This is a genomic window from Bacillaceae bacterium S4-13-56, assembly GCA_040191315.1.
Classification (GTDB): Bacteria; Bacillota; Bacilli; order Bacillales; family JAWJLM01; genus JAWJLM01.
The window spans coordinates 22,219-40,041 of the sequence record JAWJLM010000028.1 but is presented as its reverse complement, the minus strand read 5'-3'; the positions used below and the strand labels follow the sequence as shown (position 1 = coordinate 40,041).

The 17,823-nt window shown below is 41.7% G+C and carries 16 protein-coding genes; all 16 read left to right on the top strand.

All coding sequences use genetic code 11. From position 1 onward, the window contains the following. The first annotated feature begins 8 nt into the window (after positions 1-8). The 16 genes from RZN25_09315 to RZN25_09240 all read left to right on the top strand — a co-directional run bounded on the left by RZN25_09315 (position 9) and on the right by RZN25_09240 (position 17,818). On the top strand, positions 9-650 hold the full coding sequence (locus tag RZN25_09315) for a YitT family protein (protein MEQ6377016.1): 642 nt from the start codon (positions 9-11) through the stop codon (positions 648-650). 768 nt (positions 651-1,418) lie between these two features. Further along, positions 1,419-2,492 (top strand): peptide chain release factor 1, encoded by a 1,074-nt coding sequence (gene prfA, locus RZN25_09310; protein MEQ6377015.1) that lies wholly within the window; start codon positions 1,419-1,421, stop codon positions 2,490-2,492. 1 nt (position 2,493) lies between these two features. Beyond that, positions 2,494-3,438, top strand: coding sequence for a peptide chain release factor N(5)-glutamine methyltransferase (gene prmC / locus RZN25_09305; GenBank protein MEQ6377014.1), 945 nt, complete (start codon positions 2,494-2,496; stop codon positions 3,436-3,438). A 470-nt stretch (positions 3,439-3,908) separates the two neighbouring features. Next, the gene (gene spoIIR, locus RZN25_09300) at positions 3,909-4,499 is read left to right on the top strand and encodes a stage II sporulation protein R (protein ID MEQ6377013.1); all 591 of its coding nucleotides are present in this window, start codon (positions 3,909-3,911) and stop codon (positions 4,497-4,499) included. 583 nt (positions 4,500-5,082) lie between these two features. Next, the gene (locus tag RZN25_09295; GenBank protein ID MEQ6377012.1) at positions 5,083-5,490 is read left to right on the top strand and encodes a hypothetical protein; all 408 of its coding nucleotides are present in this window, start codon (positions 5,083-5,085) and stop codon (positions 5,488-5,490) included. A 187-nt stretch (positions 5,491-5,677) separates the two neighbouring features. Continuing rightward, on the top strand, positions 5,678-6,742 hold the full coding sequence (locus RZN25_09290; protein MEQ6377011.1) for an L-threonylcarbamoyladenylate synthase: 1,065 nt from the start codon (positions 5,678-5,680) through the stop codon (positions 6,740-6,742). A 225-nt stretch (positions 6,743-6,967) separates the two neighbouring features. Then, positions 6,968-7,522, top strand: a complete 555-nt coding sequence (locus RZN25_09285) for a manganese efflux pump (GenBank protein MEQ6377010.1) — start codon at positions 6,968-6,970, stop codon at positions 7,520-7,522. A 592-nt stretch (positions 7,523-8,114) separates the two neighbouring features. Further along, positions 8,115-8,576 (top strand): low molecular weight protein arginine phosphatase, encoded by a 462-nt coding sequence (locus tag RZN25_09280; protein ID MEQ6377009.1) that lies wholly within the window; start codon positions 8,115-8,117, stop codon positions 8,574-8,576. Positions 8,577-8,596: 20 nt separating this feature from the next. Next, positions 8,597-9,886, top strand: coding sequence for a methyl-accepting chemotaxis protein (locus RZN25_09275; GenBank protein MEQ6377008.1), 1,290 nt, complete (start codon positions 8,597-8,599; stop codon positions 9,884-9,886). A gap of 417 nt (positions 9,887-10,303) precedes the next feature. After that, positions 10,304-10,741, top strand: a complete 438-nt coding sequence (gene rpiB / locus RZN25_09270; GenBank protein ID MEQ6377007.1) for a ribose 5-phosphate isomerase B — start codon at positions 10,304-10,306, stop codon at positions 10,739-10,741. Positions 10,742-10,797: 56 nt separating this feature from the next. Continuing rightward, complete coding sequence (locus RZN25_09265; GenBank protein MEQ6377006.1) at positions 10,798-11,358, top strand: TIGR01440 family protein; 561 nt, start codon at positions 10,798-10,800, stop codon at positions 11,356-11,358. A 98-nt stretch (positions 11,359-11,456) separates the two neighbouring features. Then, the gene (glyA, locus tag RZN25_09260) at positions 11,457-12,710 is read left to right on the top strand and encodes a serine hydroxymethyltransferase (GenBank protein MEQ6377005.1); all 1,254 of its coding nucleotides are present in this window, start codon (positions 11,457-11,459) and stop codon (positions 12,708-12,710) included. A gap of 220 nt (positions 12,711-12,930) precedes the next feature. Then, positions 12,931-13,560, top strand: a complete 630-nt coding sequence (gene upp / locus RZN25_09255; protein MEQ6377004.1) for a uracil phosphoribosyltransferase — start codon at positions 12,931-12,933, stop codon at positions 13,558-13,560. A gap of 598 nt (positions 13,561-14,158) precedes the next feature. Continuing rightward, positions 14,159-16,585, top strand: coding sequence for a S8 family serine peptidase (locus RZN25_09250; GenBank protein ID MEQ6377003.1), 2,427 nt, complete (start codon positions 14,159-14,161; stop codon positions 16,583-16,585). Positions 16,586-17,213: 628 nt separating this feature from the next. Further along, positions 17,214-17,438, top strand: coding sequence for an AtpZ/AtpI family protein (locus RZN25_09245; GenBank protein MEQ6377002.1), 225 nt, complete (start codon positions 17,214-17,216; stop codon positions 17,436-17,438). Continuing rightward, the gene (locus tag RZN25_09240; protein MEQ6377001.1) at positions 17,438-17,818 is read left to right on the top strand and encodes an ATP synthase subunit I; all 381 of its coding nucleotides are present in this window, start codon (positions 17,438-17,440) and stop codon (positions 17,816-17,818) included. Before RZN25_09245 ends, RZN25_09240 begins: the two co-directional genes overlap by 1 nt. The last annotated feature ends 5 nt before the right edge of the window (positions 17,819-17,823 follow it).

The window sequence follows — 17,823 nt, the reverse complement described above, 5'->3', positions numbered from 1 at the left end:
GGTTTTTTATGAAGATTGTACGAGAGAGAGCTTTGTTTTATGTGATTGGTATTGTCATTATGACTCTCGGTATTGGAGTTCTCATTCAGTCTTCTATGGGCACATCCCCTTTTGATGCGTTACTAGTAGGGCTATATCGAACAGTTGGGCTTACAGTTGGTAGCTGGGAGATAATTTTGGGAGTTGCCATGGTTTTAATAAATGCGATGATAAAGAAACGTCGGCCTAATTATTTGGCCATTGGAACATCTGTTATTACTGGAATTTGTATTGATATGTGGCTCCTTTTGTTAAGAGGGTGGCTTATCCCAAGCTTTTGGGTTGAACAATGGCTGTTCATGTTTTTAGGAATTATTTTAAGCGGAATTGGAGTTGCTACTTATCTACAAGCAAAATTTGCACCAATTCCAATGGATGAAATGATGCTCGTCATTAGGGAAGTAACAGGGAAAAATCTTGCTCACTCACGAATTCTCATTAATATTGTCCTAGTAGCGTTGGCTCTCATTTTTAATGGACCTATTGGAATTGGCACAGTAATCATTGCCCTTAGCAGTGGATATGTCATTAATTACTTAATGCCCTTTGCTGAGACCTTTTATAAGAAAACAACGATTAGAACTACTTCCCTACAGAAAAACATATCGTAGCTGAGTGAACTGAATGGTTTCATTTTCCCAATAAAAACAGCTGGTAATAAAACGTTTTCACTATTAAAATAGTAATAATCTCCCCGATAATTGTACTCACTTTTTGTACCTTTTTCAGGGAATTAGAGACTTGATAGAATGAATCAACCAACATGTACGATTACTACAAAGATATCCCATTCGACAGCATTCCTAAAACGAAAAATGATCCATTGGAAAATAACTCAAGTAAAACCGAGACCGTAACATTTGACTACTATCAACATATCCCTTTAGACGAGGTAACTAAAAATTAATGAGAAAGTGTATCCGTTTGGCAGATGCACTTTTATAACTTTAGTCGGTGGTTAGTATAAGTAGGGATTCGTCATGGACAGAGTATAAGGGATTCTAAGAAAGCAAAATACGCTTTTAAGGAATCCCTTTTAACAATAAGCTAAGTTTTTCTAATGATTTTACTTGACTCGCAAGCTAGTAAATTGGTGAAACAGGCTCTCAAAATTGGAGATAAGTTTTTAAAAACTCCTCACCGACCGTCAAACTAAAGGACTCGTTCACTTCTTTCGGATTCGCTGTGACATATAAAACTTTTGCCATCACTAGTACTCCTTTTATTCCTCATTAGAATCCCCATTCCACTAAAAAATGTCCATTTTCCAAACGGATAACAATCAAATAAATCAAAATCTTTTCTTTAAACCGAATTTTGACGGTAAAGCTTGGTCTATACTATAATAGGAATGTTATGAGAAAAATGAGGTGGAATATATGATTGATCGTATACAATCACTAGAAGACCGTTATGAAAAACTAAATGAACTACTTAGCGACCCCGAGGTCATTAGCGATACAAAAAAACTGCGCGAGTACTCTAAAGAACAATCCGAGCTGCAAGCAGTTGTCGAAGCATACCGTGAGTACAAAGAGGTATCAGAAGGACTGAAAGATGCCAAAGAAATGCTAGATGGAGAAAGCGACGCTGACATGCGTGAAATGGTCAAGCAAGAAATTAGTGAGCTGGCCGATCGCAAAGAAGAACTCGAAGAACAAATGAAAATTCTTCTTTTGCCGAAGGATCCTAACGATGATAAGAACGTAATCATGGAGGTACGTGGAGCAGCTGGTGGAGACGAAGCAGCTCTTTTTGCCAACACTCTATACCGCATGTACTCCCGCTATGCCGAAGAACAAGGCTGGAAAACCGAAGTCATCGAAGCCAACCAAACCGAACTTGGCGGATATAAAGAGATTATTTTTATGATCACAGGGAAAGGTGCCTACTCCAAACTGAAATATGAAAGCGGAGCCCACCGCGTACAACGCGTACCGGAAACGGAATCAGGCGGCCGTATCCATACATCAACAGCAACCGTAGTTGCTTTACCAGAGGCCGAAGAAGTCGAAGTCGATATCCACGAAAAAGATATCCGCGTCGACACCTTCGCATCCAGCGGACCAGGAGGACAAAGCGTTAACACCACCATGTCAGCCGTACGACTAACCCACGTCCCAACTGGCATCGTCGTCTCCTGTCAAGATGAAAAATCACAAATCAAAAACAAAGAAAAAGCCATGAAAGTACTTCGCGCAAGAGTCTATGATAAATTCCAACGCGAAGCCCAAGAAAAATATGACGAAACTAGAAAATCAGCCGTCGGATCAGGAGATCGTTCCGAACGCATTCGCACATATAACTACCCACAAAACCGTGTCACCGACCACCGAATCGGCCTGACCATTCAAAAACTCGACCAAATCGTCGAAGGAAAAATCTCAGAAATCATCGACACACTCATCATCGAAGAACAAACTGCCAAACTAAAAGAAATAGGAGAAGCATAACATGCACTGGAAAACCAACTTCGAAGCCCGCCGCTGGGCTTCTCTTTTTTTACAACAGCATAACCGCGAACCGCTAGTTGCCGACCTACTCCTCCAACATCTTTTGAAAAAAAACCGCGCCCAAATGCTCGCCTCCTGGCATGATGCAATCTCCGACACGGTTGGTGCGGAGTATGAACGTTTGATTCGCTCCCATGCCTTAGACGGAGTCCCCATTCAGCACATGATCGGCCACACCGAGTTTTTCGGCCGGGAGTTCAAGGTAAACAAAGACGTACTCATCCCACGCCCAGAAACAGAGGAACTGATTGTGGAAACGAAGAAACGACTCTTATCAAAAAATCATTTTGCAAAGAAAGTGGATGGAAGCGGCAAGCATTTAGAAAGATTAAACTCTGGAAACAAAAAGGAATTAACTAGAATCAATACGAAGTTAACTGGAGTCGACGTTGGAACAGGCAGCGGTATTATAGCCATCACTTTGGCATTAGAATGCCCAAATATAAAAATGACCGCGACTGACATCTCTGAAGCAGCACTGATAGTAGCAAAAGATAACGCATCAGAACTAAAAGCCAATATAGAGTTTTGTCACGGGGATTTACTTGAACCATTAATAGAAAGCGGACAAAAAGTGGACCTTGTCATTTCAAACCCACCTTATATCCCAGAATCCGAGCGAGAATTATTATCTGACGTTGTCGTGAACCATGAGCCGTCACTAGCATTATTTGCTGAAGACAATGGACTAGCTATTTATAAGAAACTATTGGAACAAATTCCTTTTGTCATTGACGGTGAAGCCCTCATCGCCTTTGAAATTGGTCATGACCAAGGGGAGACTGTTCCCGAATTAATAAAGAATCAATTTCCGGATTCCAACCTTGAAGTTGTCCGCGACATCAACGGCAAGGACCGCATGGTGTTTGCTTGGGTTTCTAATTAGAGACTATTTTATGAAGGCATAGCTGACTCCCTATAAGTCGGCTTTTGGACGGTATTTGCGCAAAATGGTCTTGTTATGCTCAGTTTAACTTACCTATGCGCTATTAAAGTCTCTTATGCTCGGAAAAGTAAGGGTCTATGCTCAAAAATTGGAGTTTTATGCGCGGACTTTTAAAGTGAATGCTCAGGTTAATCCATGTATGCTCAAAAGAAATCCGATAAGCGCAGCAACCAAATTTTATGCGCGAAAGGACCAAAAGCTATGCTCAAAAAATAGGAGTTAATGCGCGGCTTTTCTTAACACAATGCCCTGTAAGCTCAAAACTAACGAGATATGCTCAATAAACAAGCTCTATGCGCGCGCCATAAAACTAAATCTATTTTTCTACTAAAAAATCTAGTAAGTGATGTATACTCCCTTTGATATCTGTCCATAATGTTCCTAAGAAACAAGTTCGGGAGGAATTGGACATGGTACGAAAGGGAATTTTTTTATTAATTATTCTAGCAATCGGGATTACCGTTTTCCCATATAAAGGACAAGGTTATAGCGGAGAGGATTATAAAGTCATACCAGATGAAGCAATCCGACTTCGGATACTTGCTAATAGCAACGCGGATGATGACCAGGATCTCAAGCGCAAAATCCGAGATCACGTAAATGCACAAATTACGGAGTGGGTGGCAGAGATAGATGATCTAGAAGAGGCCCGTCAAGTGATTCGTGACCATATTTCCGAAGTGGAAGTGGCTGTGCAAGAAGTAATGGAGCAGGAAGGGAAAGTACAAGACTTTAGCGTCAAATTTGACCGAGTAGATTTTCCAACAAAATTGTATGGACCATATCTTTACCCGGCAGGAGAATATGAAGCACTTTTAATTACCATAGGTGAAGGAAAGGGAGCCAACTGGTGGTGCGTATTGTTTCCACCCCTCTGTTTCCTTGATTTTGCAAATGGCACATCCATTAATCCAGTGGAAGCTTATCCAGAACGTGAGTTATCCACAAAAGTAAAAGTTAAATTTTTAGCCTTAGAATGGTATTCAAAATTCTTCGGCTAATAGCCTATATACCGTAAGAAAAGCTGAGGCCTCCCCCCCTAGGACCTCAGCTTTTCTTTTTTAAAAAAAGGGAATCTTTCATCAGTGGCCGTCCCCTGCAGATTGTTAGCACCCAAGGGTATGACTAAACCAATCGGACATTTATTCCCAATCTACTCTTTTCATTTCACTTAAGATTTGTATTACTCCCATGAAAATAAAACATTAAATTTTATCCTTATTGGTGAAGCCCATTCATGGGGGATAAAACGATACACAACCTTTTAGAATATTTCCAACTTATTCACATTGAAAAGCTACTTATCAACAACATTATACACAGATGAACTATCTCGGACTAGGTATAATTCTTCCTGTCGTTAGCAATACAACTCCAACAATGAGTGCAATCATGATTATGCTAATATGAAAAAGGATATTACAAAAATACCGTTCTATTTTTTTATAGTAGAACATAGGATATTAGTAACACTGGGGTTGACACCGGTTTAATAGAGAAAGCCCAAGTTTTTTCTTATCCTATCAACCGAAAAACATATAGTAGGTGATAGTGTAGTAAATAAACTAAAGGAGAGTGGATACCGTGTTACAAATCAAGAAAGCAAAGGAGGATCAACTTAGACTATTTTTTCAAGAACAATTCTATCAAATAGAATCACAACCCGAACTAATCGAACATGGATACATCGCCCAACTAGCTGGACAAGATCTTGGATTCTTCGCACTTATCCCAGTTAATGAACAATCCAAAGTATTAAGATCCTTCTATATAAAACAAGGAAACCCACCATCAGCCATTATCATGCTATTGGATGGAATCAAACAACATGCATTAAGCGAAGGTGTGGATAACCTGTTAGTAACATCACATAGCAAAGAAACGGACAGGCTCCTAGAAGCCCATCAATTTACACCATTAGAGAGCGCTGAAGTCCGAAAAGATGGACAAACATACTGGCAAGCTAACCTAAAAAATACGACAAACCAATAATGTGGGTAACAATGTGAATAAAATTAGGTAAAACCATAAACATATCCACAAAACGAACTAAAACTATAGATTTTCAGCACCCAAACATGTGGATAACACTGTGGATAAAGTGGATAAAGTGGATAAACTTGAACTTCTCCCATAATCTACTCATAATAAAAGACAACAATATTAAAGGAGCAATACGATGGGAACAACCAAATGGAACGTAACAACTGACTTAACGCCTAACGACAAAAACAACATCAACCAAGCCGCCCAACACGTTCAAATGGGGGACGTCATCGCCTTTCCAACCGAAACCGTCTATGGGCTAGGAGCAGACGCCACCAACCCCCTTGCGATAAAAAAAATATACGAGGCAAAAGGTCGCCCATCTGATAACCCTCTCATTGTACACGTTGCTCAAAAAGAGGACCTACTGTTGGTTGCGGCAAACATTCCCTCACTGGCCGAGAGCATAATCGACGCCTTTATGCCTGGCCCATTGACTTTAATTCTGCCAAGCAATGGACAAGCAGCAGAGAATGTGACTGCCGGGTTATCTACAGTCGGAGTGCGGATACCTGATCATCCAGTTGCTTTGGAATTCATTAAAGCCTGTGGATGCCCCATTGCTGCCCCAAGTGCCAACCGTTCTGGACGTCCAAGTCCAACAACAGCACAACATGTCCTGCTTGATTTGGACGGAAAAATAGCTGGAATTCTTGATGGAGGTCCAGCGGGAGTCGGTGTAGAATCAACCGTGTTAGATGTTACTGGAGAGATTCCGGAAATTCTTCGTCCGGGTGGTGTCACTCGCGAAGAAATTGAAAAAGTGATCGGAACCATTGTACTCGATCCATCGTTGACAGAGGAGAAAGAAAAGCCTAAATCACCTGGAATGAAATACACTCACTATGCCCCAGAAGTTCCCTTATATATAGTAGATGGCCCCTTCTCATGGGTTGATCAAAAGATAGAGGAGCTTCATCAGCAAGGAAAAAGAGTAGGGTTCATTACCGCTGATGAACATTTAATGAAAATCCCGAACGACGGAAGTCCCCCCGAGGACTGGAACGTAGAGCAAATCTTGTCCTACGGCTCATCTAAACGGCCAGAAGATATAGCCAAAAATCTTTATTCTACCTTGAGGAGTTTTTCCAGGGAAAGGGTGGATGTGATTCTTTGTGAACCTGTTTTACCGGTGGGTATTGGGGTTGCTGTGATGAATCGTTTGGAGAAGGCTGCGACGGGAGTTTGGATGGCATAGTAAAGTGAATGGTCATCCCCCGCGGATTGACCTAAAGGTGCTTGAACCAATCGGTGAATTTTCCTCATTTTACTTAAGATTTATTCCGCTCGTTCCTGTGCGATAAATCTTTTTCTGAAATAATTAATTGAATGTTACTTGAGCGTATCCATTTTGATAATAAAAGAAGTCTATTCTCCTTAAGGACGGCATATAGTGAACTGTAGCATGTCCTAGGGGGAACTCATGGTGTCTAGCGAACTTTTTGGAGAATTTATTACATTAAGCATTATGGCCTTTGCACTAGGGATGGATGCTTTTTCTGTTAGCTTAGGGATGGGGATGATCCCGCTCCGGCTTAAACGGATTGCTATGATTGGGATCGTGATTGGTATTTTTCATATGATTATGCCTCTGGCTGGGGTAATATTGGGAGATTTGTTGTCCCATCAATTTGGTGCATATGCAAAAGGTGTAGGCGGCCTGTTATTACTCCTTTTGGGGATACAGATGTTTTGGGGGACTCTTCGTGAAGAGGAGGAGAATGTCGTGAATCCTCATGGGATGGGTCTCATTGTTTTTGCTTTAAGTGTGAGCCTGGACAGTTTCTCCGTTGGTTTAAGTCTAGGGATGTTCGGAGCTAAAATTGTCCTAGCTCTCATTCTGTTTGGTGGGGCTAGTATGGCGCTCACTTGGGCGGGCCTGTTGCTTGGCCGTCACGTTCGTAGCTGGCTCGGTGTCTACAGTGAAATACTTGGTGCGAGCATCCTGCTTGGATTAGGATTGCGTTTATTATTTTGAAAAACATCGGCTTCTGGATGGGGGCCGGTGTTTTTTGTGTTAATTGTTTTTGGGGATTGGAGGGACCCTGGTTTTTTGTGGCGCTTAAAAATTCGCTGTTATTTAGTTGATAAAAGTGTCCGAAAATCCGACACAAGAGTATTGGTCAGCTTGTTTGAATGATTTTAGGTGTCACTCAAACCTTTCTTTCGGCACTCAAGTGATTGTCAGATGGCACTTAAACTAATATTTTAGCACCTAACCCAATTTTGACCTTCACACAAATCCCTGTTGTGGCACCCAACTTATATGACTAGCACCCAAACTAAGAGATAGTCACTATCCACGAAAAAATCGTCACTTAAAACCAGTTCTTTAGCACTTAAATTTTTCAAACCATCACCCAACCAAATGAATCGTCACACAAGTGAATAAAGTGGCACACAAACCACTAAAAGGGTTCAAACACCACTCTAGTGAACAAAAAAGCACTCAAATTATTCAACCTGTCTTAGTTAGAAAATGAATAACGCCACATCTTTTCTTCCCTTTGGAAACAGCCCCTAATTATGGTATAGTTTTAACGTAAATACATGTGAGGTAGGAGATAGGCATGAAGAATATTTTGTTTGTGTGCACAGGGAATACATGCCGTAGCCCAATGGCGGAGGCAATTTTAAAGCATAAATATCCAAGTCAATTCAATGTAAAGTCAGCAGGAGTGTATGCTGGGCCGGGGATGCCGGCATCTGAGGGGACTCAGAACGCACTTCAAGCAAAGGGAATTCCTTGTGAGCATCAATCTCAACCTGTTTCAAAGGAAGTCATAGATTGGGCAGACCTCATCCTCACCATGACAGAGGAGCATAAACAAGCTTTAATTATGGAATTTCCAGAGACGGGAAGAAAAGTGTTTACTCTTAAAGAATATGTCAATATAGACTCCAATGAATCACGCGATATTATGGACCCATTTGGTGGTCCACAGCATGTATATGAGAAAACTTTTGAAGAATTAGAAAAATATGTTGAACTTCTTGTCGGAAAATTAGAAAATGAAGATGAGATAGGTTGATAATTCTGGAGGGGAAACACTTGAAAAAAAAATACAAATTTAGCTTGCGATTAAAGCTTGTCACGCTTACCACTTTTCTAGCCCTAATTACCTACACGACAAGCGGCTTTTTTATTTATTTTGTTTATGATTATGCTAAGGACTTCATAAACATATCAGAAACATGGTTTACCATTATAACCTTATTTCTAGGGATCATTTGGTCCGGAATTTTAGTTTATTTTGCCGCTCAATTTATTATTAGACCATTAAACAGACTGGAAAAGGCTGCGACACAGGCGGCTGCTGGAAATATCGAAGAAACTATCGTCATTCCTAAGTCAGATGATGAGATCAAGGCTTTAAGTGTGGCGTTTGACCAAATGCTTGCGAATCTTCGCCAAATGGTCCGCGATATAGATGGTAATTTTCATGAAACCAATGAATCCGTGAATAACATTAAGAGCGCAGCAACACAGGCTTCAACTCATGCAGATGCCATCTCAAAAGCAATTCAAGAAATTGCGGCAGGCGCAGAATCTACTGCTTCCTCCATCCAAGTGACTGCAGAATCCATCGAAGAATCTACAAATCTAGCAGGAAAAGTGAAAGAAAAAGCAGGTCATTCTCGGGAATTATCAGATGATATGGTGACAACCCTAAATGAAAGTAAGAAAATCGTACAATCGCTTGTGGTTGGAATTCAAAGCATTGCCAACGAACAAGAATTTTCTTTACAATCTGTAAAAAGTTTGGAACAAAATGCGAAGGAAGTTGAAAAGATTATTTCTCTTGTTGGGGAAATTGCAGAACAAACCAACCTTCTTGCGCTGAATGCTTCTATTGAAGCAGCGCGTGCTGGTGAACATGGAAAGGGCTTTGCTGTTGTAGCTAATGAAGTTCGCAAGCTGGCTGATGAAAGCGGAAAAGCCGTTCAAGGCATATCATCATTAATTTCATCGATTCAAGCAGATGTTCAACAGGTTGTATCCAAAATCACAAACCAAGTTGAATTCGCACGAAAAGAGGCTGCGAAAGGTACTCAAACTAACCAGGCGATCGATGAAATGACTGAGTCTATTCATGAAGTTGTAGAAGCAGTGGAGGAAATTTCAAGTATTGTGGAAGACCAACTAGAGGCGATGAATAAAACCTCCGTACAATCCCATGAGGTCTCTTCTGTTGCTGAGGAAACATCGGCAGGAACCGAGGAAGTTAATGCCTCCATTCAAGAGCAAAATACTTTAATTGAAAATATAAGTGAGATTACGTATGCATTAGAAAAACAAGCAAATGCTTTAAAAAAGCAGATCGAAAAATTTACTTATTAGAGAAACGATGCGTTTCTTATACTATCTACCGACTAAAACTGAATGCTGATAGTTAGAAAAGCGCAAGCGCCCTTGATCATCGACGTAAGGCATCGATAAAGGATCGTCGGCTAAAACCGTCACATCGTGTGGTGACCTACATCCTCGAAAAAGCACGCTTTTTCTTCGTGCGAAGTAGTTCATTGTAGCTTTCCTGTCCTGTAGGCCCAAAGGAAACACGGTTCACGAGGGCTCGCATCCTGCGAGTCAGTTCGGTGTTGCGACAAATGTTTTCGGTGGGCCGAGTAATCGGATAACCAAACCTCCTTCATCGATGTTGACTTATCGATGGAGAGGAGGGAACCGACTCTAGTCGATAGGGTGCTGGAGCTAGACAAATTTTATACTTTCTCATCTTTTAAAAAAGGAGTGTCATAAATGAAGCTTGTCTTAGCATCAGATCATGGAGGAATCAACCTCCGTAAAGAAATTGCTAATCTCCTCGATGAACTTGGTTATGAATATGAGGATATGGGCTGTGATTGTTCTGATTCAGTGGACTATCCTGATTTCGCTTTTCCTGCAGCTGAAAAAGTTGCCAATGGGGAAGTGGATAAAGGAATATTAATTTGTGGAACTGGGATTGGAATGTCGATTTCAGCTAATAAGGTAAAAGGAATTCGTTGTGCACTCGTACATGATGTGTATAGCGCAAGATTAACTGCAGAACATAATGATAGCAATATTTTAGCCATGGGTGAGCGTGTTATTGGCCCTGGACTCGCGACCGAAATTGTTAAAGCATGGCTTGGAGCTTCTTACCAAGGTGGACGTCATGCCCGTCGTGTCAGCAAAATTTCGGAATACGAAAACTAATAACTAACAAGAGAAAGAGAAGTGTTTAATGCTTCTCTTTCCGTATATTTAATGAGGTGATTCGATTGAAAGAGGATTTGGAAGCAATTTTGCAAGAATGGGTCGATCTAAACCACTCTCAGGAAGGCGACCTTTTTGTCATAGGATGCTCAACAAGTGAAATTTCAGGACACCGGATTGGAAGCTCTGGTAGTGAAGAAATTGCCCGCGACCTCTTTGGCGCTTTTTCTAGTTTTCAGAAAAAAACAGGCGTGGAACTAGCTTTCCAATGTTGTGAGCATTTAAATCGAGCTTTAGTTGTTGAAAAAAAGACGATGAAAGAACGTGGTTTGACACAGGTCAGCGCCGTACCCGTTCCGAAAGCAGGTGGTTCTATGGCTAGTTTCGCTTATCGTCATATGGCGGACCCCGTTTTGGTAGAGACAATTGAGGCAGATGCAGGAATAGATATAGGAGACACTTTTATTGGAATGCATTTAAAACGGGTAGCTGTCCCAATTCGTCTAAAAAAGAAGCAAATTGGAAAAGCGCATGTTACAATGGCTAAAACACGCCCGAAACTGATCGGGGGAGAACGTGCTGTATATACGTTAGATCAAAAACACGGAGAGGTATGATCCATGTTTTTGAAGATATACTGCACAAAGAAAAACTAGGTATCTAGGGAAAAACGTAATATACGTTGAACATATATACTGATAAAGGGGATGATTTCATGGATTACTTAGAAAAGGTCGATCCAGAACTACTAAAGGCCATCAAGCTTGAGCAAGGAAGACAGCAGGACAAAATTGAATTGATTGCCTCTGAAAACTTTGTTTCAGAAGCGGTCATGGAGGCGCAAGGATCTGTTCTTACCAATAAGTATGCAGAGGGCTATCCAGGTCGCCGTTATTATGGGGGATGCGAGTACGTAGATGTAGCGGAAAACCTTGCTCGAGATCGAGCGAAGGAGCTTTTTGGTGCGGAACATGTAAACGTTCAGCCCCATTCAGGTGCACAAGCTAATATGGCCGTATACTTCACCATCCTTGATCCAGGTGACACTGTTCTTGGTATGAATCTAAGTCATGGGGGCCACTTAACCCATGGAAGTCCTGTAAACTTCAGTGGAAAACTTTATAATTTTGTTGATTATGGAGTGGATAAAGAAACAGAAACGATCAATTATGACGCTGTTTTGGAAAGGGCGAAGGAGGTTCAGCCTAAGCTTATTGTGGCTGGTGCAAGTGCCTACTCCCGTGTCATTGATTTTGCTAAATTCCGTGAAATCGCTGATGCAGTTGGAGCATACTTAATGGTCGACATGGCTCACATTGCTGGTTTAGTTGCTACGGGCGAACACCCAAGTCCAGTTCCATATGCTGATTTTGTCACTACAACTACTCATAAAACCTTACGTGGACCTCGCGGAGGTATGATTCTATGTAAGGAAGAGTATGGGAAAAAGATTGATAAATCTGTTTTTCCTGGGATCCAAGGTGGTCCATTGATGCATGTCATCGCAGCAAAAGCCGTTTCTTTTAAGGAGGCTTTAAGCCTAGACTTTAAAGAATACACCCAACAGGTAAAGAGAAATGCTAAGGCATTGGGAGAAGCCCTTCAAGCAGAGGGAATTCGTCTCGTATCTGGTGGTACAGATAATCACTTAATTTTATTGGATGTTCGTGGTTTAGGTCTAACCGGAAAAGTCGCTGAAAAAGCGTTAGACGATATTGGAATTACAACCAACAAAAATACGATTCCGTTTGATCCAGAAAGTCCATTTGTAACTAGCGGAATACGTGTCGGAACAGCTGCAGTAACAACTCGTGGATTTAAAGAAACCGAGATGCAAACTATCGCATCCATCATTGGCAAAGCACTTAAAAATCATGAAAATGAAGGTGCGTTAGAAGAAGCAAAATTGGCAGTTCAAAAATTAAACGCCCAATTTCCACTCTATCGCGAATTACTGAATGTGAAATAAATTTATGAACGAAGCAGCACTTCTTTGGAGTGCTGTTTTTTTGGTGCCTGTCACCACCCGAATTTTGTCGAATGATAAAGGTGGGGGAGGTCGGCCTGTTTTCTTAGAAGATGTGAATTTTTACTAAAGTGTTCATCCATTCACTTGCAACGAATGTAAATTTTCAGTACAATTTGTTGGATGCTTAGAGGAAGATTTAAAATAAAGGAGAGATCAGCTCATGGGAAAGGTATATGTTTTTGACCATCCGTTAATTCAGCATAAGCTAACTTACATACGTGAAACCACAACAGGTACAAAGGAATTTCGTGAACTTGTTGATGAAGTAGCAACTCTTATGGCTTTCGAAATTACTCGTGACTTACCTCTGGAGGAAGTGACCGTTCAGACTCCTGTGGCAGCAGCTAAGGCAAAGGTTTTAACTGGTAAAAAGTTAGGACTCATTCCAATCCTACGTGCCGGACTTGGCATGGTAGACGGAATTTTGAAGCTGATTCCAGCAGCTAAAGTGGGCCACATTGGTCTCTACCGTGATCCAGAAACATTACGGCCCGTTGAATATTATGTAAAGCTACCATCTGATATCGAAGAGCGTGAATTAATTGTTATCGATCCAATGCTAGCGACCGGTGGTTCCGCTAACGAAGCAATTCACAGCTTAAAGAAACGTGGAGGACAAAATATTCGTTTAATGTGCCTCATCGCGGCTCCAGAAGGCGTGGAAGCTGTAAAAAAAGAACACCCAGATGTCGACATCTACCTAGCAGCACTTGATGAAAAACTAAACGAGCACGGCTACATTGTTCCAGGTCTTGGTGACGCTGGGGACAGGCTGTTTGGCACAAAATAATTAGTTTAACTGTGAAAAAAACCCAAGTTACCCTTGGGTTTTTTTCATTAGTGAGCATAGGAGGGGAATATTGCGCAAAGCACATTTTTTGAATGTGGAATTTGAGCATAGAGTTATCAACCAGAGCATACCTCCTTGAGATTTCACGCATAAACATTACAGAATGAGCATGGATCTCATATTTTGAGCATTACAGCTAGGTGTTGAGCATAGGGGAGAGGACGTGAGCATTCAACTCTAAAACCCGAGCATAAATATTCGAATTTTGAGCATAGCCCCTACTTAATCCGCGCGTAAAGGATTTAACTTGCGCGAAAGAAACAAAAGTTGAGCATTAAGATGGAATATTGAGCAAAGAATAAGCCCTATGCTTACGTTAAACATAGGGCTGTTTGTTTTATAAAATTAAAAAGTCTTGTTAATGGAACCGTTCATTTTTAAACCCTTGATAATCCTCATTTTTCACGCTGAGAACCGTCCCCACCAACACGCTCATTTGAAAACATTCGCAAAACCATGAATGAACTTCGTCTAAATCATCCACAATAATAACTACGCAAATATTCTTTTAACCACCTAGAAAAGGAGCAGAGCAAAAATGAAAGCAGCCCAACCCCAATCATTACTACACAAAATAATAATCCTAGCCTTGATCATAACCAGTGTAAGCCTTGCTCCTCAGACCAAACAGGCAGAAACTGATGATGAAAACTCCTGGATCATTGAAACGGATCGCAATCCACACGAGGTAAAAAAAGATATTGAAAATTATGTGCAAGGGGTCGAGGTGATCCAGGTCTTTGACACTCTTTTACAAGCAGTCGCTGTGAAAGGAAATCAACAGTCTCTTGATAAAATCATTATGCAGGCAGGCGCAAGAGCATCTGTCCATCCTGTGCATACCTATCAAGCTCTGCCAACCGCAAAATCCACTAACAGAAAATCAAAAAGTAGTACCTTGACAGACGACAAAGAGATTAATAAAAGCATACCATTCATCCTTGGAACTGATGATCAACTTTTCCCCTATGAATTTCCTTATACCGGAAAAGGCGTTAAGGTCGGGGTAATCGATACAGGAATAGATCATAAACATCCAGATCTCCGAAAAAACTACAGGGGGGGATATGACCTCGTCGACCTCGATGACGATCCAATGGAAACCAAAGAGCCTGAGGGTCTAGCCACCCTACATGGCACTCACGTGGCTGGAGTCATTGGTGCAAATGGGGACATGAAAGGGATTGCACCTGATGTCAGCCTCTACTCCTACCGGGCACTTGGACCTGGTGGAAGTGGAACTAGTGTTCAAGTCATTGCGGCCATTGAAAAAGCAGTCAAAGACGGGATGGATATTATCAACCTTTCCCTAGGAAGCAATGTAAACGGACCAGACTGGCCAACAAGCAAAGCGATTAACAAAGCAGCGGAAATGGGAGTTATCCCTGTTGTTGCTAACGGAAACTCAGGACCGGCTCCATGGACCGTCGGCTCACCAGCCACAGCATCCCACTCAATTGCCGTTGGGGCTTCCACACCCGAATTAACAACACCATTTCTCTACGACTCCTTTCACAACAAAAAAATCCCAATCGTACCCATGATGGGATCGATTCCATGGGACTTAACTCAGCGTCATCCTATCGTAGAGATGAAAGACTTAAAAAATACAACGAGCCTATCCAATAAAAAGTCTGATCAGCAGAAAACAAATGCACTCACACATCAAGCCACACATAACACCAATGAAAATCACGCAACCGCCAGAGGAAAAATCATACTCGATGAACGCAACGACATCCCCTTCCAAGAGAAGGCCGAACAGGCACGCGCTAAGGGAGCTGTTGCGCTACTTGTGGCCAACAACGAACCTGGTCAACTTTTTCAAGGAAGCTTGACAGAACCAGTGGATATTCCGGTGGCGGGAATCACGATGGAGGATGGGAGGTGGCTGAAGGAGAATATTATTGACCAGAAGCAGTGGATTGGAACGAAGGAGCGGACGTCACAGGACGAGCTTGCCGACTTTAGCTCGCGCGGGCCGGTGACCACAAACTGGGATATCAAGCCGGACATCCTCGCGCCCGGGGTTGCGATCATGAGTACCGTGCCCAATGAAGGCTACGAGGCGCTCCAAGGAACCAGCATGGCCTCGCCGCATATCGCCGGAATTATGGCGCTGCTCAAGGAGGCCCACCCAGACTGGACCAACACCGAACTCAAAGCCGCTCTGCTCACAACCGCCAAGCCAATCACCGATAAAAACGGAGACCCACTGTCACCATCCCAACAAGGAATGGGCAAAGTCTCCCCAGCCGAAGCCATCAACACCAAAACCCTGATCACCAGCACCAAACTCAGCTTCGGTCGCATCATGAAACCGACCGAAACCCGCAGCCACACCATGACCATTCAAAACAAGGCCAACGTCACGCAAACCTACACCTTCAAATCCCCTCCTTTGGAAAAAGGGGTCCAGTGGAAGCTCCCTTTACCAGTGACGCTTGGCCCGGGGGAAAAGAGGGAAATCGAGGTTAGTTTCCGAGTTCACACATCTCAGGCTGCCAAGGGTATCCATGAGGGGTGGCTGAAGGTGGAGTCTGTTCCTACAGAAAGGACAGCTTCTAGGGGGGGAGACTCAGAAAATAACTCTGACAAAAAAAGGAAAGCTGACAGTACGGTTGACAGAAAAACGTTTCAACTTCCCTATTTCTTTATTGTAAAGGACGCAAATTTTCCTCGTATCACCGCTTTGGAATGGATGCGAAATCCACTCGAGCAGGATGAATATAAATATAAAATTTATGTGGCGGAAGATGTGGAGGAGTTAACGATTGATTTGTATGATCCCAATACATTGGAGTTTAAAAGGACGTTGTTAACTGATGGAGACCTAGAAGCGGGATTGATTGAAGGCAGCCTCTCCACTCACGAAGCAGGAGAACCGGGCATCTATCTAGCCGTCATCCAAGCAAAAACTGCTTTTGGATATTCCTCTTATGAAGGAACTATACAGATAGAATAAAGGGAAACTTCAATACCTACTGATGGTTAGTTTACGCAATTTGATGGAGCATCCCTTATCTTGAATACAGTACAAAACAAGCAAGATTAAGCCATTTTCGGTGACTTCATTGCCTGATGAAGACTAATTAACAAAGATAAAGTTTGTGATGTTCTTTTTGCCTGCAAGGACAACCATGAATTTTCAGACATGGATTTTGGTATGCCCGAATAAAATAACGAGCTGCTATATTATAACTAGCTGACAGATCAGCATGCTAGATCTTGCCCGTAGTGAATGTGGCAAGGTCTTTTTTAACAGATGGGAAAGTATAAAACTTTCCTATCTGCATAAGTGCAACTAAGGTATTCGCCACAAAGGCTTGGCGCTTGCGCTTTTCTTATGTGTACACAACCCAAGAATAGTTTTCTATATATTGCTACGCAGCATACCCATTCAAATAAAGGATAATATAGAAAAAATAGAATAAAAAATTGATATAAATATTCACAAATTGTTCGCGAATTTGTAAAATTACCCATGTAATATATTTTACTTTAAATTAATTGACATTAAAAAATGCCTATTGTATGCTATTTTAGTATGGAAATGATAAGGTTTTCAATATTTGTCGTGAGGTTGTGGAAAATTGTCGGAAAAACAAGAATACCCTTTTCGAGCAATGGCCTTAACGAGTGGAATTTTATCTCAACTTGCAGGATGTACTTTGATTGGCATTTTTGCAGGGAAGTGGTTGGACAAGCAATTACATACAATGCCGATTTTCCTTATCGCGGGGCTATTATTGGGCCTTGGGACAGGAGTTTTTGGAACACTGTACCTAATTAGAAAATTCACAGGAGAAAAATCATAATGCTCCCTTATGGACAAATGGTTAGTCGTCAGCGTAAATTTATGCTGTTTTTGTTAGCATTTTTAGTAGTGGGATGGGGATTCACACCCTATCAATATTTTTTCCTCAGTATACTTATTGGAGCAATTTTAAGCTTCTATAACCTCTGGTTGTTACAACGAAAAATTGACAAGCTAGGAGAGGCAATTGAATATGGGCGAACGGCCCGATCGTTAGGGACCTTTACTCGGCTTGCAGCAGCAGCACTTGCTGTCATGATCGCAATAGAATTCGAGGATCAGCTTTCAATCATAGGTATTGTCATTGGATTAATGACTTCTTATTTAGTCATTATGATAGAATTTTTCTTGCAAATCATTCAGTCTAGCGATAGGAAGTGAGGTGA

Bases quoted from the DNA above. Each gene is read 5' to 3' on its own strand.
- RZN25_09250 (MEQ6377003.1), top strand. From the start codon at position 14,159: ATGAAAGCAGCCCAACCCCAATCATTACTACACAAAATAATAATCCTA.
- glyA (MEQ6377005.1), top strand. From the start codon at position 11,457: ATGGATTACTTAGAAAAGGTCGATCCAGAACTACTAAAGGCCATCAAG.
- upp (MEQ6377004.1), top strand. From the start codon at position 12,931: ATGGGAAAGGTATATGTTTTTGACCATCCGTTAATTCAGCATAAGCTA.
- spoIIR (MEQ6377013.1), top strand. From the start codon at position 3,909: ATGGTACGAAAGGGAATTTTTTTATTAATTATTCTAGCAATCGGGATT.
- RZN25_09315 (MEQ6377016.1), top strand. From the start codon at position 9: ATGAAGATTGTACGAGAGAGAGCTTTGTTTTATGTGATTGGTATTGTC.
- RZN25_09240 (MEQ6377001.1), top strand. From the start codon at position 17,438: ATGCTCCCTTATGGACAAATGGTTAGTCGTCAGCGTAAATTTATGCTG.
- RZN25_09280 (MEQ6377009.1), top strand. From the start codon at position 8,115: ATGAAGAATATTTTGTTTGTGTGCACAGGGAATACATGCCGTAGCCCA.
- prmC (MEQ6377014.1), top strand. From the start codon at position 2,494: ATGCACTGGAAAACCAACTTCGAAGCCCGCCGCTGGGCTTCTCTTTTT.
- prfA (MEQ6377015.1), top strand. From the start codon at position 1,419: ATGATTGATCGTATACAATCACTAGAAGACCGTTATGAAAAACTAAAT.
- RZN25_09285 (MEQ6377010.1), top strand. From the start codon at position 6,968: ATGGTGTCTAGCGAACTTTTTGGAGAATTTATTACATTAAGCATTATG.
- rpiB (MEQ6377007.1), top strand. From the start codon at position 10,304: ATGAAGCTTGTCTTAGCATCAGATCATGGAGGAATCAACCTCCGTAAA.
- RZN25_09290 (MEQ6377011.1), top strand. From the start codon at position 5,678: ATGGGAACAACCAAATGGAACGTAACAACTGACTTAACGCCTAACGAC.